This is a genomic window from Rhodococcus sp. UNC363MFTsu5.1, assembly GCF_000686785.1.
Lineage (GTDB): Bacteria > Actinomycetota > Actinomycetes > Mycobacteriales > Mycobacteriaceae > Rhodococcus_G > Rhodococcus_G maanshanensis.
This window is the reverse complement of the sequence record NZ_JMLO01000006.1, coordinates 1-17808: the sequence shown is the minus strand read 5'-3', so window position 1 is coordinate 17808 and position 17808 is coordinate 1. Positions and strand designations below refer to the sequence as shown.

Annotated in this window: 26 protein-coding genes and 1 pseudogene; 18 read left to right on the top strand and 9 right to left on the bottom strand. The window is 68.4% G+C overall.

Translation table 11 applies throughout. The features are described 5' to 3' along the window. Window positions 1-2 precede the first annotated feature (2 nt). The 7 genes from BR31_RS0109760 to BR31_RS31450 all read left to right on the top strand — a co-directional run bounded on the left by BR31_RS0109760 (window position 3) and on the right by BR31_RS31450 (window position 5036). On the top strand, window positions 3-431 hold the full coding sequence (locus BR31_RS0109760; RefSeq protein ID WP_027500801.1) for a hypothetical protein: 429 nt from the start codon (window positions 3-5) through the stop codon (window positions 429-431). Then, complete coding sequence (locus BR31_RS0109755) at window positions 424-1137, top strand: hypothetical protein (RefSeq protein WP_027500800.1); 714 nt, start codon at window positions 424-426, stop codon at window positions 1135-1137. Before BR31_RS0109760 ends, BR31_RS0109755 begins: the two co-directional genes overlap by 8 nt. Then, window positions 1134-1373: a hypothetical protein gene (locus BR31_RS0109750; protein WP_027500799.1), complete on the top strand. Its 240-nt coding sequence runs from the start codon at window positions 1134-1136 to the stop codon at window positions 1371-1373. The genes BR31_RS0109755 and BR31_RS0109750 overlap by 4 nt, the downstream gene beginning before the upstream one ends. Further along, the gene (locus BR31_RS30540) at window positions 1370-3109 is read left to right on the top strand and encodes a hypothetical protein (RefSeq protein WP_051637262.1); all 1740 of its coding nucleotides are present in this window, start codon (window positions 1370-1372) and stop codon (window positions 3107-3109) included. The genes BR31_RS0109750 and BR31_RS30540 overlap by 4 nt, the downstream gene beginning before the upstream one ends. Continuing rightward, entirely contained in the window at window positions 3109-3642 is a 534-nt protein-coding gene (locus BR31_RS0109735; RefSeq protein ID WP_027500798.1) for a hypothetical protein, read from the top strand. Before BR31_RS30540 ends, BR31_RS0109735 begins: the two co-directional genes overlap by 1 nt. 228 nt (window positions 3643-3870) lie before the next feature. Beyond that, window positions 3871-4728 (top strand): hypothetical protein, encoded by an 858-nt coding sequence (locus tag BR31_RS30535; protein WP_156042419.1) that lies wholly within the window; start codon window positions 3871-3873, stop codon window positions 4726-4728. 95 nt (window positions 4729-4823) lie between these two features. Next, a complete protein-coding gene (locus BR31_RS31450) occupies window positions 4824-5036 on the top strand; it encodes a hypothetical protein (RefSeq protein ID WP_156042418.1) in 213 nt (70 codons plus the stop codon). A 239-nt stretch (window positions 5037-5275) separates the two neighbouring features. Here BR31_RS31450 and BR31_RS28055 read toward each other — a convergent pair whose 3' ends face one another. Continuing rightward, a complete protein-coding gene (locus BR31_RS28055; RefSeq protein WP_231496425.1) occupies window positions 5276-5647 on the bottom strand; it encodes a hypothetical protein in 372 nt (123 codons plus the stop codon). A gap of 501 nt (window positions 5648-6148) precedes the next feature. Between BR31_RS28055 and BR31_RS0109715 the strand changes: the two genes are divergently transcribed. After that, window positions 6149-6631: a hypothetical protein gene (locus BR31_RS0109715; protein ID WP_027500796.1), complete on the top strand. Its 483-nt coding sequence runs from the start codon at window positions 6149-6151 to the stop codon at window positions 6629-6631. Here BR31_RS0109715 and BR31_RS0109710 read toward each other — a convergent pair. The 4 genes from BR31_RS0109710 to BR31_RS0109695 all read right to left on the bottom strand — a co-directional run bounded on the left by BR31_RS0109710 (window position 6628) and on the right by BR31_RS0109695 (window position 7831). Continuing rightward, window positions 6628-6861 carry a hypothetical protein gene (locus BR31_RS0109710; protein WP_037176162.1) on the bottom strand — a complete coding sequence of 78 codons (234 nt, stop codon included), beginning with the start codon at window positions 6859-6861 and terminating at the stop codon, window positions 6628-6630. The two genes, BR31_RS0109715 and BR31_RS0109710, sit on opposite strands and share 4 nt — an antisense overlap. Further along, on the bottom strand, window positions 6854-7000 hold the full coding sequence (locus tag BR31_RS31835) for a hypothetical protein (RefSeq protein ID WP_197023584.1): 147 nt from the start codon (window positions 6998-7000) through the stop codon (window positions 6854-6856). The genes BR31_RS0109710 and BR31_RS31835 overlap by 8 nt, the downstream gene beginning before the upstream one ends. An 83-nt stretch (window positions 7001-7083) precedes the next feature. Continuing rightward, window positions 7084-7209 carry a hypothetical protein gene (locus BR31_RS32395; protein ID WP_269321335.1) on the bottom strand — a complete coding sequence of 42 codons (126 nt, stop codon included), beginning with the start codon at window positions 7207-7209 and terminating at the stop codon, window positions 7084-7086. Between the two features lie 148 nt (window positions 7210-7357). Continuing rightward, complete coding sequence (locus tag BR31_RS0109695) at window positions 7358-7831, bottom strand: hypothetical protein (RefSeq protein ID WP_027500794.1); 474 nt, start codon at window positions 7829-7831, stop codon at window positions 7358-7360. 329 nt (window positions 7832-8160) lie between these two features. Between BR31_RS0109695 and BR31_RS0109690 the strand changes: the two genes are divergently transcribed. Then, window positions 8161-8946 (top strand): RsiV family protein, encoded by a 786-nt coding sequence (locus tag BR31_RS0109690; RefSeq protein WP_027500793.1) that lies wholly within the window; start codon window positions 8161-8163, stop codon window positions 8944-8946. 130 nt (window positions 8947-9076) lie between these two features. Here the strand turns inward: BR31_RS0109690 and rpsR are convergent, their stop codons facing one another. The 4 genes from rpsR to rpmB are packed head-to-tail and all read right to left on the bottom strand — an operon-like array spanning window position 9077 to window position 10069. Then, window positions 9077-9340: a 30S ribosomal protein S18 gene (gene rpsR, locus BR31_RS0109685; RefSeq protein ID WP_027500792.1), complete on the bottom strand. Its 264-nt coding sequence runs from the start codon at window positions 9338-9340 to the stop codon at window positions 9077-9079. Between the two features lie 20 nt (window positions 9341-9360). Further along, window positions 9361-9666, bottom strand: a complete 306-nt coding sequence (gene rpsN / locus BR31_RS0109680) for a 30S ribosomal protein S14 (protein WP_027500791.1) — start codon at window positions 9664-9666, stop codon at window positions 9361-9363. A 2-nt stretch (window positions 9667-9668) separates the two neighbouring features. Then, window positions 9669-9833, bottom strand: a complete 165-nt coding sequence (gene rpmG, locus BR31_RS0109675) for a 50S ribosomal protein L33 (RefSeq protein WP_027500790.1) — start codon at window positions 9831-9833, stop codon at window positions 9669-9671. Beyond that, window positions 9833-10069: a 50S ribosomal protein L28 gene (gene rpmB, locus BR31_RS0109670; protein ID WP_027500789.1), complete on the bottom strand. Its 237-nt coding sequence runs from the start codon at window positions 10067-10069 to the stop codon at window positions 9833-9835. Before rpmB ends, rpmG begins: the two co-directional genes overlap by 1 nt. A gap of 84 nt (window positions 10070-10153) precedes the next feature. On the opposite strand from rpmB, the gene mrf reads away from it, so the two are divergent. From mrf to BR31_RS0109625, 9 genes and pseudogenes are all read left to right on the top strand, one after another. Then, on the top strand, window positions 10154-11467 hold the full coding sequence (gene mrf / locus BR31_RS0109665; RefSeq protein WP_081830397.1) for a ribosome hibernation factor-recruiting GTPase MRF: 1314 nt from the start codon (window positions 10154-10156) through the stop codon (window positions 11465-11467). Then, the gene (locus tag BR31_RS0109660; protein WP_027500787.1) at window positions 11464-11715 is read left to right on the top strand and encodes a type B 50S ribosomal protein L31; all 252 of its coding nucleotides are present in this window, start codon (window positions 11464-11466) and stop codon (window positions 11713-11715) included. The genes mrf and BR31_RS0109660 overlap by 4 nt, the downstream gene beginning before the upstream one ends. Window positions 11716-11749: 34 nt before the next feature. Next, window positions 11750-11923: a 50S ribosomal protein L32 gene (rpmF, locus tag BR31_RS0109655; protein ID WP_027500786.1), complete on the top strand. Its 174-nt coding sequence runs from the start codon at window positions 11750-11752 to the stop codon at window positions 11921-11923. Between the two features lie 69 nt (window positions 11924-11992). Continuing rightward, window positions 11993-12604, top strand: a complete 612-nt coding sequence (locus BR31_RS0109650) for a trimeric intracellular cation channel family protein (protein ID WP_027500785.1) — start codon at window positions 11993-11995, stop codon at window positions 12602-12604. 72 nt (window positions 12605-12676) lie between these two features. After that, a complete protein-coding gene (locus BR31_RS0109645; protein WP_027500784.1) occupies window positions 12677-13363 on the top strand; it encodes a response regulator transcription factor in 687 nt (228 codons plus the stop codon). Next, on the top strand, window positions 13363-14850 hold the full coding sequence (locus tag BR31_RS0109640; protein WP_027500783.1) for a HAMP domain-containing sensor histidine kinase: 1488 nt from the start codon (window positions 13363-13365) through the stop codon (window positions 14848-14850). Before BR31_RS0109645 ends, BR31_RS0109640 begins: the two co-directional genes overlap by 1 nt. 106 nt (window positions 14851-14956) lie before the next feature. After that, window positions 14957-16366 (top strand): S1C family serine protease, encoded by a 1410-nt coding sequence (locus BR31_RS0109635; RefSeq protein ID WP_027500782.1) that lies wholly within the window; start codon window positions 14957-14959, stop codon window positions 16364-16366. A gap of 110 nt (window positions 16367-16476) precedes the next feature. Continuing rightward, complete coding sequence (locus BR31_RS0109630; RefSeq protein WP_037176160.1) at window positions 16477-16974, top strand: MogA/MoaB family molybdenum cofactor biosynthesis protein; 498 nt, start codon at window positions 16477-16479, stop codon at window positions 16972-16974. Window positions 16975-17596: 622 nt separating this feature from the next. Beyond that, window positions 17597-17808, top strand: a pseudogene (locus BR31_RS0109625) (MspA family porin); the annotation flags it as partial.

Genomic DNA, 17808 nt, shown 5'->3' with positions numbered 1-17808 from the left:
GGGTGGCGTGGCTCCCCGCGCTGCTCGCCGCGCTCGGCGTCATTCTCGGCGCTGGCCTCGGCGCGCTCGTGGGAGGACTCTTCGTGCGCCGCCGGAACAACTCCGAGGCGGGAAAGTTGGACTCCGAGGCGGGCAAGCTCGGGGCCGAGGCGGCACAGATCATCGCCAACGCCGCGGCCGGGCTCGTCGCACCTCTCGGTGAGCGCGTCGGGGTGCTCGAGCGGCAAGTCGCAGCACTCGAAACGGAGAACGCCGCGACGGCCGCGTCGTTGGCGAACTCGATCCGCGAGGGCGAGCACACCCGATCGCTACTCGACTCGGCGGTCGGCTTCATTCGCACATTGATGACGTGGATCGAACGGCATGTACCCGGCGTACTGGCGCCTGAGATTCCTCCCGAGTTGCGAGATGAGGTGCGATCCGATGGCTGACTCTCTCCCCGAACGCACACCGGCGGGCACGCTCAACGGCCTCGGCGGCATCGCGGCGTGGTCACAGAAGACCGAAGCGCAGTATCGGTCCGAGCAGCGCGGACGCATCGAGGTGAAGGCCAACCCGATCGCCGCGTTCGTCGGCAGCATCACGAACGCGCTGCTCGGCATCTTCAATCCGAACGGTCACTTCGCCGGAATCGGACAGTGGGCGCAGGCGAAGCAGGAGGACATTGCCACCCTGCAGGACAAGACGCAGAAGCTCGAGGGCGTCGTCGGCTACTGCCACACGTATTCGCTCGGCGGCTCATCGAACGCGATCGCGGGCGACATCCGCATTCCGATCGACAGACAGATCGGCCCGATCGTTGGCGCCACGATCGCGAACGGCGCGATCTACCTGAGCAGCAAAGGTCTCTGGGTCGCCGATGCGCAGCTGTCGGCCGAGGGATACACATCCCTCGGTTCGACGTACATGAACATTCAGATCCGCGTCTACGCCCCGAACGGGACGCTGCACGCGCAGCGGATCGCGGAGGCCGACACGAGCAGCCGAGAGTCCCTGGTCGTCCATGTGCCGTTTGTGGTCCCGTCCGCGGGCTACTACGTCGAACTGTGGGGCAATGCAGCGTTCGGTCGCGGCAGCCGCGGCGGAAGCGTCTGGAACGGCATGTCAGTCGAGAAGCGAAGCACGGAGACATCGTGACCAAAGAATCCCCGATGAGGAGCATCGACGTCTCGACCATGACCGACGACGAGATCGTCGCTCACGCACACGAACTCATCGCAGAAGCGCGCGTGCCCGACGCCGATCCGGCACCGCTGATCGCCGCACTACGCAACGCCTCGGCCCGCGCGCAAGCACTCGAGGACCCCTACTGGCGGGACCTGACGAACAAAGCCGCGGCCGAGCACCGCGAAGACACCTGGGAGGCGCCATGACCATCATCACCGAGGACTTCGCCGACGCGGCACTCGCCGCAGACGAGGTGCGAGCGTCGTTCTACGGCGTGCCGCTCCGCGTCCAATCTGACGGGACGGGGGTGATCACTCCGACGCCTGTCGTCGTCTACTCCGTCGGCGGAACGATCACCTCGCCCCAGCTGGACCCCGGCCCGATGCGCGTCGAGATCGACGCCGAGGGCTGGTACCAGGTCTACGACGTGATGATCCCCGAGACGGGCACGCATCGACTCTTCGAGCTCGAAGAGATCATCATCGCCGAGCACAAGGTGATCGTGAAGGGCGACAAGGGCGACGTCGGCGCGGGAGTGAATCTCGCTGGCACCGTGGCGAACTACGTCGAACTGGCGGCCATCTCCCTCGGCCCGGCCGACGCGGGCACCGCGTACGTCAACAACGACGACGGCCTGCTCTACGTCTGGTCGGGCAGCGCGTGGCCGGCCAACGGCGCTGGCGCCCCATTCCGAGGGCTCCGAGGCAAGTCCCTCGCGTCGGTCGCGATCCAGGGGAACAAGCTGCTGTTCGGCCTCGATGACTCGACAGCGCTCGGCTCAGTCACTGTCCCGGCGCTGGCGCAGGCCGCGACGGATGCGACGGCCGCGAACGCAGCGAAGACCGCCGCTCAGGGCGCGCAGGCGGCAGCGGAGACCGCGGCCGCGAACGCGGATGCAGATCGGATCGCGGCCGAGTCGTCGAAGACCGCGGCCGCCGGTTCCGCCAGTGCGGCAGCCGGGTCGGCGACGGCGGCGGACTCGTCGAAGACCGCCGCGGCCGGGTCGGCGACGGCGGCGGCGGGCTCAGCGACGGCGGCGGCCGCATCGCAAGGCGCGGTGGACACTGCCAAGAGTCAGGTCGACACGGCCCTCGCTGCCGCGCAGGGGGCGCGCGATGACGCCCTCGATCACAAGGTCGCCGCGGAGACCAGCGCCAACACTGCGACCGTGAAGGCGAACGCCGCGGCGCAGTCGGCTGTCGACGCCGACGCGGCCCGGGTGCTCGCCCAGCAGGCCGCCGCGGATGCCCAGAGCGCTGGCGGCGTCGCGACGACTCGCAAGGTCGAGGGCACGGGCGACCTCGTCGGCGGTGGCGACCTGTCCGCGGACCGCACGCTCGATCTGACCTCCGCGGCGAAGGTGAAGCTCGAGAAGGGCGGCACGTCATCGCAGCCCGGTCACACGCACGCGGTGACGGACGTTGTCGGCCTGGCTGAGGAACTGGGCTCAGCGTTGATGGCCAAGGCCGACCTCATCGACGGCAAGATCCCGACCTCGCAGATCCCGGCCATCGCCACCACCGCGACCATCGTCGTGGCGACCGCGGCCGCGCGGCTCGCGCTGACCGCCGCGCAGGTGCAATCCGACGACCGTGTCGTGCAGACGAACAACCCTGGCCGGGGCACCTACTTCCTGACCGGCACCGACCGGACCCAGGAATCGTCGTGGACGCTCGCGGTCGCGCCTACCGACGTCGTGCAATCGGTGAACGGGCAGAGCGGCGTCGTGGTGCTCGGCAAGGGCGACGTAGGGCTCGGCAACGCCGACAACACGTCCGACGCGAACAAGCCCGTGAGCACAGCCCAGGCGACCGCCCTCGCGGGCAAGGTCGCCAACGCAGCAGGCAAGACCATCACCATCTGGGAGGGCACCCAGGCCGCCTACGACGCGCTGCCCTCGGCAACGAAGAACGCCGTCGGCTTCATCGGGCACATCCGCTGATGGGCATCCAGATCGGCACAGGCAGTGCGGCGGACACGCTGAAGAAGGTCATGGTCGGCACCGGGTCTGCTGCGGTCGCAGTGCGGAAGATCATGGTTGGCACCGGCTCGGCCGCCATCCAGGTCTGGGCCGACACGGTCCCGATGGGCATGGACAAGTCCGGCAACCAGTCAGGGATCGCTCGGTCCGTCTGGACCCTGGTCACAGGCTGGGGAGTCCGAGCGGGGCGCCCCGACACGGTTATCGCGTCGAACGGACTGCAGGTCAAGGCAGGTACCTACGACATCGATGGATTGATCACGTACGTGAGCAACGACCGTCGCCGGTGGGTCCGGGTCTATCAGAACTCGACTCTCCTGTGGGAGGTGAGCATCGGCGGCACATTCGTGACCAGCATCCCCATCACGGGCGCCGGGCTGAGCTCGGTGGCGTGCGGGGAAGGTGATCTCCTGACGGTGGAGGTCATGAACGACGGCGGCACCGACGCAGTCGCTGGCGGCACGAATACCTACCTGACCGCCACGCCGGTGTAGGGAACCGCGCCGCGGCCCGGTGCGTCCAACCCTGCATGAGTCCAGTCGAGCTCGTCCTGCTCGCGGAGCTGCACGCCGACGGTGACCCCGTCGTGCTCACCGCGGCCCGGCGTGACCCTGAGTGTGCTCGGGTGCTTACCGCACTCGATATGGTTACTGCTGCGCTACAACTGTTGCAGCGCACCAGGTAGGCCTTCACGATCACTCGGACGTGCGATCATCGTGCTCATGTCGACCGAGAAGTCTGAGCCTAAGTCCGTGTTCGTGATCTCGCAGATTGGTAGTCCGGGTACCGAGGTTCACGCGGAGGCGCTATTGACCCTGAACTACGTGATCAGGAAGGCGCTTCCGAAGCCTGAATGGGACGTCGTCAGGGCCGATGAGGAGGCCTCGCCGGATTCGATTGGTCAGAAGGTCATTGACCGCGTGATTACGTCTGATCTGATTGTCGCCGACCTGACTGGTCACAACCCGAACGTGTTCTACGAGCTCGCAGTTGCGCATTGCTTCAAGAAGCCGGTGGTGTTGCTCAATGGTGATGGGAAGCAGATTCCATTCGACATTACGGACCAACGAGCGATTCGCTACACACTTTCGGATCCCGCTTCCGTAGATGCGGCCCAGAAGAACCTGTTGAGGTCTGCGATTGCAGCGTTGGACAAGCCCGAGGCTCTGGTGACGCCCCTGACACAGTACGAGGCGGTCCAGGCGATCTCACAGAAGGCGGCAGATGGCGACCCGTCTGCGTTGGCCGACATTCTCGAGAATTTCGGCGGGAGGCTCGCCCAAATCGAGCGTAACCAGCGTGATCAAGGTCAGATGCTCGCCGCGAGTTCTGCTCCGTCCAGGCCGCCTCTGCGCCTTCGCAATGAGTCGGCTCGGTTCCTCGAAACGGATATTGATCGCTTGAATTTCGAAATCCATAGCCTTCGTCGACAGGCCGACTCGGATCGCAATACCCTCACCGCAGAGGAATACGTGGCCCTCGAGGCGGACATCAAGGCACTTAAGGACCGCCGCAGCACGCTCATTCGGGAACTTAAGAACGAGCAGGGCATGACGGTTGACCGGGTCAACGTGGGCTGAGAGGCCGTGGCGCGGGCCGGCGCTTCCCTCGCCGGCCCGCGCAACCGACCCTAGCAACTATCGAACGGCTGTGCGAATAGATCTAGTCTGAAGGCATGGCTGTGCACGTCGAGCCCGCGCCGACCCACTGCCCGAACGGGCACCGTCTCGGCCCGCGGCGGTGCCTGGTCGGCTGGGAGCAATGCGGGTGCGCCGATGCCCGCCGCGGTGGGCACCGAACCCACTTCTGCCGCACGTGCGGGGTCACCATCCGGACGCCGCCGTGCGCCGGGCCGCGGCCGCAGGGCGCGCGGTGGAACGTGGAGTAGGAGACGGCCGTGCTGGCGTGGGTGCGGCTCGCGTCACGTCGATATGAGAATGGGCCTCGCCGCCCGCGGGTGGGGGGGCGGCGAGGCCCCGCCGCTGGATGAGAGCCGGTGCGGCGAGGTAGAACGGTAGGCGGCCCCCGCGCTGAGCCGCCGCGATACTCAGCAAGTTCTCAGGAAGCACCCCGCGGCGGACGGCAGGGGTTGGGAGCTGGCGGCCCCGTCGACGGGTTCGCCTTCCGTTACCGCTCGGTATGGCTCTGGGAGATGTGTTCCCGTAGGCGGTGCAGGAACCTCTCGCGATGTCCGCGGAGCAGCTCCGCCTCGGCTGCATCGATGGCTTCCTCGTGTTGCTCGACTCGGCGTAGTTCGAGTGCGCGTGTGACGCGCGCCGGGGCGGTCTGGTCGCGCAGTCGGCAGGCTCGAGTGGTGGCCGACTCGTCATGGAGTAGGTGGGCGGCCGCGCGATCGCAGTCGATGAGGATTCGCTCGTATCCCAGACGCAGCGCGGACTCTTCGGGGAGTCGCACGATGGCGACATCCTCGATCAGCTGCGGCGGGAGGCGTGCGAGCCGGTAGTTGAATCGGGCCATCGCCAGAGGGAGGCCGAGCACGTGCTTGATCGTATCGGTGGCGCGGTGAGAGAAAAGGCCTCGCCACCCACCCCTTGCGATGTGTGGCGAGGCCTCCGCGCCGCTGGCTGGGACCGGTGCGGCGAGGCAGAAGGGTAGGCGACCTACCTCACGGCGCGCGACGATACTCAGTGAATTCTCAGAAAGCGCGTCGCGGGCGGCGAACGCCGCTCCCGCCGCTCTTGCGACCGCCGCGAGCGCAGGTGCAGCCTGGTTCCCGGGCCACGCGTGCGCGGCGCTAACCCTTCGGTCGTGCGCGCCTTTCGAGAGGCCGCCGGCGTACGTCACGGGCGTCGACGGCCTCGCCCATGAAACGAGCCCCGCCGGATTTCACGCATCCGGCGGGGCTCGTGTGCCACACACAGGGGGATGGGAGTGGCACATTCAGGAAGTCGAGGATCCAGGGCATCACGTTACCGCCGTGCGCCGGAGCGCGGCCGCAAGGTGCGCGGTGGAACACTTGGCTTGGGTAGCGTCGCGCCTATGCAGATTGCCCTACTCTCCGGAGCCTTTGCGTTGACTGGTGTGCTGATTGCTCAGTGCATCGTGCTCCTCCTGGCCCGGAGGACTGACCGTCGACGATCCGATCCGGAACTGCTCAAGCAGTGCGCGAAGTTCAGCTCAGCCGCAGGCAGGTTCAAACGAGACATCTCGACCAAGCCTCGCGAAGACTGGGACTTTGGCGCCCTAGACATGCTCGAAGATGCATCGGACAGTATCGACATCATCGGCACTCCCGAGATTGAACGCGCAGCCGAACGACTGATCGGCTATGTGCCGCTCGTATTGGAGCCTGAGGTCTATGGCGTTGACCCGAAAGATGCTCGCCGCGGGATCTATGATGCTCATCGAGAGTTCACCGGCGCGGTGCGAAAGTACTTCCACAAGCCGCCCAAGGTGTACATGGCAGTTCCAATAATCGAACGCCCGAATTCGTCTGGTCAGAAGCAGCTTCAGGCTGACTAGGCCTCGAGCAGATCCGTCCGTGCGCCGCGGCCCGGCCGGTGCGCGTTCCATTCGTCGATCGTCTCGGGCAGCCAGCCGCGCGTGGTGCCGCGCGGCAGGCTCCCGTCTTCGTTGACCGGCCCGACGATGACGTCCGGTTCGGGCAGCTTGTACCGGCTCAGTGCGCCAGGCTCCACGCCGATCCGCTCGGCGAACTGGGCTCGGGACAGGTAGACGCGCGGCTTACGCATGGCGGTGGCGCAGCCGGTTCGTGGCCATGTAGCCGACGATCCCAGTCCACACGAGCCAGAGCGGCCACGGGGCCGACACGATGAGCAGCACGCCCGCCGTGCCGATCGTGGCCACGACGTCGTAGTTCCTTCTGAGCATTGGTTTCTCCTTGCCCGGTTGTTCTCTATGGTGGACTCTTGAGGGGGACCGGGGCGCCTCTTACGCCCCGGTCCCGTCTCAGGTCAGCGTTTCCGCTGGCGGTGTTTCGGCTGCCGCTTGGGCTTGACCTTGCGATTCTGGATCACGGTCACGATGTTCGCGATCAGCGACGCCGTCGCGATGATCAGGCCCCAGTGGCTTTCTTTCATCCGCACCTCCTCTCTGTTGTTGTACCCATGACTTTACATCATGAAGAATCAAGGTTCAACACTTTGAGAGTGTAAAGTTCGGCGCGAGATGTGATGTGCTGCAATGAGAAATGCCCCGGCCGGTGGCCGGGTCGTCGTCACTGTCCGGCTAGCCGGAAATGACTTCCCAGCGCGCCTGCTCGGCTTCCGCGGACGGGAGCCCGTTCCAGAGGTGCATCTTGAACGTGCCGTCCTTCACCTTGACGTCATTGACGGCCTCACCGCCCTCGATCTGATAGCTCTCGACCCACATCGCTTCTGTGGTGGCTCCGAGGGGCGAGGCCTTCACGGCCTTCGCGAAGTCGGTGGCGAGCGGGCGAAGCTGGTCGGCTGTCGTGACGTCCGGTGCGCAGACGTCGACCGCGACGCCGACGCCGCCGTCCATCGTCGTGACCCTGCCCGCGACGATCGTCGCCCCGTTCGGCAACGAAACGGGCGTGACGGCGGCTGCGAGGTCTGCGTTCTCGATTGGCTTCGCCGTCGGGCACGCGGAGGGCGGTGCGGTGGCGTCGCTGGTGCTCGACGAGCAGCCGGCAAGCAGGAGCGCGGCCGGAAGGGCAAGAGCTGCGAGGGTTCGCTTCATGCCCGTATCCCTACCAGACGAGACCCGGTGAAGCGGGAACGATCGAGCCGGTCCCGGTCTGGTCCCGACTCAGCGGCGGTAGCGCTCCAACTGGGGCGAACCATGCAAGCCATCAAACATACGTTGAACTGCGGATACGGTCGGGCGGCAGCGTGCGCCGGGTCATCGCCAAGATGACCGTGAAGCCCGCGAACACACCTGACACCCCGCGGACCTCCTCGTAGAACCCGCAAGAGTCTAGTCGCTAGCCAGGCGAAGAACTCCGGTGCGCCTCGAGGGCCCGGCCAGGGAGTGCATCATTGATCCACCCGTCGAGAGGAGTGCCGACCATGCGAGCCTTCCGTGTCGCGCGCAGAGGAGCCGTGGCGGTGGTGATCCTGGCCGGCCTGGTCGCCTGCTCCTCGGACGGCGGCGGGACCGCGGTGCCCGAGCCGTCGGCGGCGCGGTCGTCCCCCGCGGCGACGTCCGAGGCGACCCCCTCCGCGGCCCCCGGCCCGCAGCCCGCCGACTCGTACACCGCGACCACGAGCAGGTCGACCGGCGACACCGGGCGCGTCCAGTACGACGTCACGCTCCCGCGGATCGAGGGCGGGAATCCCGCGGTGGCCGCCGAGTTCAACGAATCCGTCGCGGCGGCGTTGCAGGACCAGATCGACGGTCCCGGCGACGAACGGTTCACGCTGACGGGCAGGGAGGCGTTCGCCCGGGTCGGGGGACGGGTGGTCAGCGGCCTGCTGGTGACCTCGTGGAATGCCAACCCGCCTGGGGCGCACCCCACCCCGCTGGTCGCCACGGTGGTCGTCGGCGCGGACGATGCCGAGCCGATCACGCTGTCGGCGCTGTTCCCCGACCTGCAGGCCGGGCTGAGCCGGCTCTCCGAGGAGTCCGCGCGGCTGCTGCCGGCCACCGCGGCCGGAGCCGAATTCGAGCGCGAGGGGATCGAGCCGACCGAGCTCAACTTCGCGAACTGGCTGCCGACGCCCGCAGGCATGGAGATCCATTTCTCGGACTACCAGGTGGGCCCGCACGCGATCGGGCTCGTGGTGATCACGGTGCCGTGGGACCGGCTGGCCGATGTCATCGCGCCGGAGCAACTCGAGGTGGTCCGCAGCTGACCGTCGAGTGTGCGGTTGTCGGGGCAAACGCCGAGAGGGAGCGTGGGTAGCTGCACACTCGGCGAGGCGCCCGGGAACGCAGAAGGCCGCGCAGTCCTTGCGGACTGCGCGGCCTCGGCTTCTGCGCTGACTACCGGCTGGTGCTGGTGAACGGCAGCAGGGCCATCTCGCGGGCGTTCTTCACCGCGACGGCCACCTGGCGCTGCTGCTGCGGGGTCAGGCCCGTGACGCGACGGCTGCGGATCTTGCCGCGGTCGGAGATGAACGTGCGGAGCAGGTTCACGTCCTTGTAGTCGACGTGCGTGATCTTCGCCGCGAAGAGCGGGTTCTTCTTGGGCTTGCGACCCGCGTCAGCGCCGCGCGGCTTCTTGGACGGGGCTCTCTTGACTGCCATTGCTTCCCTTACGGCTCGAATTACCAGCTGGACTTGCGGACGCCTGGCAGTTCCCCACGATGGGCCATTTCGCGCACACGCACACGAGACAGGCCGAACTTCCGTAGGTGACCTCGCGGACGTCCGTCCGCAGCGTCACGATTTCGCAATCGTACCGGACTCGCATCGCGTGGCAGACGCTGCAGGGCGGCGCGGGCGCTCGCACGCTCCTCGGCGCTGTTCGACGGTCGCCGGATGATCTCCTTCAGCTCGGCCCTGCGCTCCGCGAACCGGGCGACCACGAGCTTGCGCTGCTCGTTCCTTGCGATCTTGGACTTCTTGGCCATGCCTAGCGCTCTTCCCTGAAATCGACGTGCCTGCGGACCACCGGGTCGTACTTGCGGAGCACCATCCGGTCCGGGTCGTTGCGGCGGTTCTTGCGGGTCACGTAGGTGTATCCGGTGCCTGCGGTGGACTTGAGCTTCACGATCGGACGGATCTCATTGCGTGCCATCAGACCTTTCCTCCCCGTGCGCGGATCCGGGCCACGACGGCCTCGATGCCGTCCCTGTCGATGGTCTTGATGCCCTTTGCGGAGACGGTCAGCGTGATGCGCCTGCCCTCGCCGGCCAGGTAATACGTCTTCTTCTGGATGTTCGGGTCCCACCGGCGGTTGGTCCGCGTGTGGGAGTGGGACACGGACTTACCGAAACCCGGTTTGCGTCCGGTCACCTGGCAGTGCGCCGACATGGCGTTCCTCCTGAGCCCTCTCGCATAGAGATGACAATCATTTTCGACAACAGCGTGAGTTCACTGTAGCGTTGCCAGCAGCTAATGACAATCGTTATCGAAAGAGGTGTTGAGGTGAGTGATCGGCGGACGCCGCTCGTTCTGGTGTCGGGGTGGTCGGACGCCGTCGACGCCACCACGCGTGCCCTGCTGGGCGAAGGGACGGTGCTGGTCCATCACGACCTCGGGCACCTGCGCGAGGGCGTCCTGCGCCGCACGGTCACCGGGACAGACGGCATCGCCAGGACCCACATCCTCGAGCTCGCCCACGGCTGCGTCTCCTGCACGCTCCGCGAGGACCTGCTGCCGCTGCTGCGCCGCCTGCACGCCCGCAGCTCGGTCCGGCGGATCGTGCTGCACCTCGACCGGGCGCTCGAACCCGAGGCGCTGTGCTGGGCGATCGAGCACGTCGCGGTCGCGGGCGTGGTCGGGCAGATCGACGGCGCGGCATCGCGCGACGTGCGGGTCGAGGCCGTGATCACCTGCGTCGACGCCGCCACCTGGCTCGACGACGCGACCGGCGACGACGGACTGGAGGAGAGGGGATTGACGGCGGGCGGCGACGACGAGCGCACCGTCGCGCAGCTGGTCGTCGGGCAGGTGGACTACGCGGACGCCCTCGTCGTCTCCGGCAGCGCGGCGGACGGCTGGGCGCAGGCGAAGCTGCACGCCGTGCTGGCCCGGCTCGCGCCGTCGGCGCCGATCGACTGGGTGGCCGATGGCGGCGCGGTCGAGGCCGAGCGGCTGCTGGCGCGGATTCCCGCGGGCGCCAGGCGCGGTGAGGTCGGCGACGCGCACTCGGCCCTGCTGCGTGGGCAACCGCCGCTCGCCCCGGATTGTGGCGTCGCGATGGTCGAGTTCACCGCGAATCGCCCGTTCCACCCGGAGCGCCTGCACGAGGCCGTCGACGTGCTGCTCGACGGCGTGGTCACCGCGCGCGGCCGGCTGTGGCTGGCCACCCAGCCCGAGCACGTGTGCTGGCTCGAATCCGCAGGCGGCGGGTTGCGGGTCGCGTCCGCCGGTCGCTGGCTCGCGGCCATGACCCCGCAGGAGCAGGAGACGGTACCGACCGCGCGCCGCGCCCTTGCCGCGCTGCGCTGGGACGAGCGGTTCGGCGACCGCGACACCTCGCTGGTGGTGCTCGTGCACGCGGCGGACCCGGACGACATCGACCGGGCCCTGCGGTGGGCCCTGGTCACCGACGAGGAGCTGGGGCATGAGCCCGACTGGGCGAGCTGGCCGGACCCGTTCGGGCAGTGGCACCTCGACCCCTGCGAGGACGCGGGCACCGACGTCGGGCCAGGACAGCAGGCAATCGACTCGCTACCCGGCGAGACCAACAGAGAGGATCGCGCATGAAGAACGGTATCCACCCCGACTACCACCCGGTGGTCTTCCAGGACTCGGCCACGGGGTCGACGTTCCTGACCAGGTCCACCATCGTCAGCGACCGCAGCATCGACTGGGAGGACGGCAACCGCTACCCCCTCGTCGTCGTCGACGTGACCAACGAGTCGCACCCCTTCTGGACCGGGGCCGCCCGGCTGATGGACACCGCGGGCCGCGTCGAGAAGTTCGAGCGCCGGTACGGCAAGCGCGCGCGCTGACCACCACACCCCGACCCAACAGGAGGAGCAGGAAATGGCAGTCCCGAAGCGACGCATGTCGCGCTCGAACACCCGCAGCCGCCGAGCCCAGTGGAAGGCCACAGCGCCGGATCTGGTCGAGGTGACCGTCGGCGGGGTGACCCACCGGGTACCGCGGCGACTGGTCCGCGCGGTCCGGCTCGGGCTCTACGAACCCGGCGGGCGCTGACCCGATGGCCGTCGGCCGGTCCGGGACCGGCTGACGGCTGACCGCCTTCCGCCGTGGCACCCTGGACCGGTGCTGCTCAAGGTGCTGGAGTTGATCGGCGTCGTGGCGTTCGCGGCCTCCGGCGCCCTCGTCGGCGTCAGCAAGCGCCTCGACATCTTCGGGGTCTGTCTGCTCGGGGTGTTCACCGCCATCGGCGGCGGTGTCATCCGCGACGTGCTCCTCGGCATCCACCCGCCGACCGCGCTGAACACCTGGCCGACGTTCACCACCGCGCTCGTCACCTCGGTGATCGTGTTCTTCCTGCACCCGGCCGTTTCCAAGCTGCGCCGCGAGATCCTGGTGCTCGACGCGCTCGGCATGGGGCTGTTCGCGAGCAGCGGGGCGGTCATCGCGTTCGCCGCGGGTGCAAGCGATCAGGCCGCGTGCCTGATCGGGGCGACCACCGCGATCGGCGGCGGCGTGCTGCGCGACATGCTCGTCAACGAGCTGCCGCTGTTGCTGCACCGCGACCTGTACGCGGTGCCCGCGCTGATCGGGTCCACCGTGACGGTGGCGTGCCTGGAGCTCGGGCTCTCGTCCGACCTCGGGCTCGTGGTGGGCACGGTGTCGGCCTCGACGGTGCGGCTGCTCGCCCTGTGGCGGCACTGGAACCTGCCCGGCCCCCGGATATCCGAGAGCTGAGAGGTCACGATTGACCGTCGCCGCTCAGACCCCTCTCAGCGTGATCTCAGTTCGTGGGGTCAAACTGTGACCATGCGCATCCTGGTGGTCGACGACGACCGTGCCGTGCGGGAATCCCTCCGCCGCTCCCTGACCTTCAACAGCTACACCGTCGACCTCGCCGTCGACGGCGTCGACGCGCTCGAGAAGGTCGCGGCGGCGCGGCCCGACGCGCTGGTGCTGGACGTGATGATGCCGCGCCTCGACGGGCTCGAGGTGTGCCGCCGACTGCGCAGCACCGGTGACGACCTGCCGATCCTCGTGCTGACCGCACGGGACTCGGTGTCGGAGCGGGTCGCGGGCCTCGATGCGGGGGCCGACGACTACCTGCCCAAGCCGTTCGCGCTCGAGGAGTTGCTCGCCAGGCTGCGGGCCCTGCTGCGCCGCGCCGCGCCTGATGTGGGCGCCGAATCGGAGGCGATGGCGTTCGAGGACCTCACGCTGGACCCGGTCACCCGCGAGGTCACCAGGGCCGGTCGCTCGATCAGCCTCACCCGCACCGAGTTCTCGCTGCTCGAGATGTTGATGGCGAATCCGCGCCGCGTGCTCACCCGCAGCCGCATCCTCGAGGAGGTATGGGGCTACGACTTCCCGACCTCGGGCAACGCACTGGAGGTGTATGTGGGCTATCTGCGGCGAAAGACCGAGGCGGAGGGGGAATCCCGCCTCATCCACACCGTTCGCGGTGTCGGCTACGTGCTCCGGGAGACGCCTCCGTGATGGTTGCCCCCTTCGGTCGGAACGGCGCCGCCACGAACGGCACCGGCGCCAATGGTGAGCCGACGCCGATGCCCGAGATGCGACCACCGATGCCGCTGACCCGGTCGGTGTCGCTGCGGTGGCGCGTCACGCTGCTCGCGGCCTCGGTGGTGGCAATCGCGGTGGCGGTCATGGCCATCGCCGCGTACGCGGTGGTCTCGCGCGCGCTCTACGCCGAGGTCGACTCGCAGCTGCGCACCCGCTCGGCCACCCTCATCGACAACAACCTCGACGCGATGGACTTCCGGTACATCTCGCTGGCGACCTTCTACTCCAACGACATCAGCGTCGCGCTGATCTTCCCGGACCAGAACGTCTACATGCCGCCCGGCTCCAACGCGCCGATCGGCGATGCCGAGATGTCGGTGGCCAGGGGCGAACACGACACCGCCCTGCGCACCGTCGACGGCCAGCGGGTGCTGACCCAGAAGACCAATCTCGGCAGCACCCTGGTGATCGCGCAACGCCTCGCCACGACCGGGGAGGTGCTCGACCGGCTCGCGTGGGTGCTCTTCGTCGTCGGCGGGTGTGGGGTCGGACTCGCCGCCCTCGCCGGAATGGCAGTGGGCCGAACCGGATTACGGCCGATCGCGCGTCTGACCGCGGCCGCCGAACGGGTCGCCAAAACCGATGACCTCACCCCGATCCCGGTCACCGGCAACGACGAGTTGGCCCGGTTGACCGTGTCGTTCAACACGATGCTGCGGGCCCTCGCCGAGTCGCGAGACCGGCAGAGCCGGCTGGTCGCGGACGCAGGCCACGAGCTGCGCACGCCGCTGACCTCGCTCCGCACCAACATGGAATTGCTCATCGCCGCGGGGCGGCCAGGGGCGCCGCAGATCCCGGACGAGGACATGGCGGAGCTGCGCGCCGACGTGGTCGCACAGATCGAGGAGCTCTCCACCCTGGTGGGCGACCTCGTCGATCTCGCCCGCGAGGACGCACCCGAGACCGTGCACGAGCGGATCGACCTCAGCGACACCGTGGAACGCTCGCTCGAGCGGGTCCGCAGGCGGCGCAACGAGGTCGACTTCGAGGCGCAGACGATCCCGTGGTTCGTCTACGGCGACGGTGCAGGCCTCGCGCGGGCGGTGCTGAACGTACTCGACAACGCGGCCAAGTGGAGTCCGCCCGGCCAGGCGGTCCAGGTCCGGATGAAGCAGCTCGACAGCGGCCGTCTCGCGCTGACCGTCGCCGACGCGGGCCCCGGCATCCCGGAGGAGGACCGGCAGCTGGTGTTCGAGCGGTTCCACCGGTCGACCGCCGCCCGTTCGATGCCCGGATCCGGGCTTGGCCTGGCCATCGTCCGGCAGGTCGTGGTCAAACACGGTGGCACGGTCGAGGCGGGCCGGTCCGAGCTCGGGGGTGCGCTCATCACGATCGTGCTGCCGGGAGAGGGCGAGTTCGTGCCGGGAGGACAGGCGACCGGAAGGGTCTCGGCAAACTGACAGCCTGATCTCAGCACCCTCTCAGACCGCTCGTGCACAGTCGTCAGTAACGAGATCGAACACAGTGCGCCGAGGGCGCGCAGGGGAGAAACGGATACCAACCGCGATGACCGACGACCACAGCAGTCAGCCGAATCAGCCGCAGCCGGGCCATGAGCCGGCACCGTCGCAGCCCAGTCACCAGTCGACCGCCCCGACCGTCGGAATGCCGCAGGCAGGCCACGAGCAGGCGTCGGCCGAGGCGACCGCGGCGTACCCGCAGTACCAGCAGCCCTACCAGCAGCAGGGGTACGCGCAGGCTCCGTACGGCGCATACCGGCCGACCGAGCAGTACCCGACGGCCGGGGCTGGCGCCGCCGCTCCGATCGCGGACCCGGCCACCGCGCCTGGTGCGGCCACGGCCGTCAAGCCGCGGCCCTCCCGCGTCGCCCTCGCCACGGGCGCTATCGCGCTCGCCCTGGTCAGCGGCGGTATCGGCGGGATCGCCGGTGCCTGGGCCGCGGGCGACAACGCCGGGCCGGTCACGAACTCGCTGAACGCTCCGAAGGCCAGCGCCAAGCCGGCGGCCAACGCGCCCGCTGGCTCCGTGCAGGCGGTGGCTCAGAAGGTGCTGCCGAGCGTGGTGCAGATCCAGGTCGCGGGCAGGCAGGCCGAGGGCGAGGGCTCGGGCGTCATCCTGTCCTCGGACGGGCTGATCCTGACCAACAACCACGTCGCGTCGGGCGCGGGCCCGGACGGCAAGATCATGGTCGCGTTCTCCGACGGATCGACCGCCGCGGCCAAGCTGATCGGCACGGACCCGATGTCGGACCTCGCGGTGATCAAGGTCGAGGGCAAGAACGACCTGACCCCGATCGAACTGGGCAACTCCGCCGACCTCCAGGTCGGTCAGGGCGTCGTGGCGATCGGATCGCCGCTCGGGCTGGCGGGCACCGTCACCAGCGGCATCATCTCCTCGCTGAACCGGCCGGTGTCCACCAGCGGGGAAGCGGCCAACCAGAGCACGGTCATCGACGCCATCCAGACCGACGCGGCGATCAACCCCGGCAACTCCGGCGGTGCGCTCGTCGACATGGAGGGCAGGCTGATCGGCATCAACACGGCGATCGCCACCCTCGGCGGCGCCCAGGCAGGCGGCCAGCAGAGCGGCTCGATCGGCCTCGGGTTCGCGATCCCGGTCGACCAGGCCCGGCGCATCGCCGATGAGCTGAGCAAGACCGGCAAGGCCTCGCAGGCGATCATCGGTGTCACGGTCGCCTCCAAGGACGATTCGCACGGGGCCGGCGTCAAGGACGTCTCGCCGGGCGGGCCTGCCGAGAAGGCCGGGATCCCAGGGGGCGCGGTGATCACCAGGGTCGACGATCGCGTCATCGACAGCGGTGACGCCCTGATCGCGGCGATCCGTTCGCACGCACCGGGGGACAAGGTGAAGATCACCTACACCGACGCCAAGGGGCTCGGCGAGAAGACCGTCGAGGTCACCCTCGGCACCGCGCCGACGCAGGGCGGTCGCTGATGTACCCGACGAACGGCCGTGCCGACAGGCACGGCCGTTCGTCCGTCGTGGTCCGTCGGATTCACGGGCGGTCGGGGCCGACCGTGGTGCCGGGCACTACCGTAGGAGTCATGGACATCGAAGCCACACTTGCCGGGCGGGCCCTCGTCGTGATCGTCGACGACCGCGCCGCCCACGGTGCAGAGGTCGACGCGATCGGACCGCTGGTCACGGAACTGCTCGGAGAGGCGGGCTTCCTCGTCGACGCGACCGTCGCGGTGTCCGCGGACGAGGTGGAGATCCGCAATGCGCTCAACACCGCGGTGATCGGCGGCGTGGACCTGGTCATCTCCGTTGGTGGAACCGGGGTCTCGCCCCGCGACGTCACCCCCGATGCCACCGCGGCGGTACTCGACCGCGAGATCCCGGGGATCAGCGAGGCGCTGCGCTCGTCGGGCCTGGCGGCAGGCGCGCTCGACGCCGGGCTGTCCAGGGGACTCGTCGGGGTCTCCGGCAGTACCCTCGTGGTGAACCTGGCATCGTCCCGAGCGGCCATTCGCGACGGGATGGCCACGCTCAGCCCGCTCGCCGGTCACGTGATCGGGGAGCTCTCCGGGATAGAGGACTAGTCATCGCCGACCGCGCCGAGAACGCACCCAGCCGGGACCCGATCGATCGGGCCCGGCTGGCGCGTATCTTCGGCGATGTCCTGCCCGAGACCACCAGGGACGAACGTTCCCACGGTTCGGCCGAGGAGTCCTCGTCGGCCGACGATTGGCTGCGGCGACAGGTTCCCCCGCACCACGGTTGATCCCCTTTGTCCGATTTCGAAAAATCGGCGAAGGAAGCCGCGACATTGACGGTGATGAAACGCTGGGTGAACAGCTGCCCCCGCGGAATTGTCAACCCTTCCGCGCAGGTGTCTCCGAATTGCGAAACGCAATCTTGATGAAGTGATGCGGCTCACCCGGTTTTCCGGTTCCCAATACGTTGCCATGCTGGTCAGGCGTGGTTAGTCTCCTCCGCGAGTCAGTACAGGAACAGTGTCGGCGGAGCTCAGAAATGCGCGTCTGCCGGGACCTTTTCCCTCGAATTCGGGGGAAATATCTCCGGCGAATCTCAGCCCCGCATTGATCACCTCGAGTTCACCTCGTGGTCACCATTGTTGGCAATACTTCGCCGGGCCGTATGGACCACTCATCAGCCTCGGCGGTCGAGGTTGAGAAGTAGCAGAACCTTTGAGGGGAACGAATGAGCGAGAACCGCAAGTCCGGCCTGCGCCGTGGCGCCCGCATCGCAGGCGCAGGCGCCGCTGCGGCGGTGGCGATCGGCCTGATGTCGACCGGTGCGGCGAGTGCCGACACCCTCGTGCCGCTGCCCGACGGGCAGAAGGCCGGACCGGGAGCGGTCGTCTCCCGCACCGGCGAGAGCGCCCTGATCTCCCCGTCGCTGGCCGCCAACGG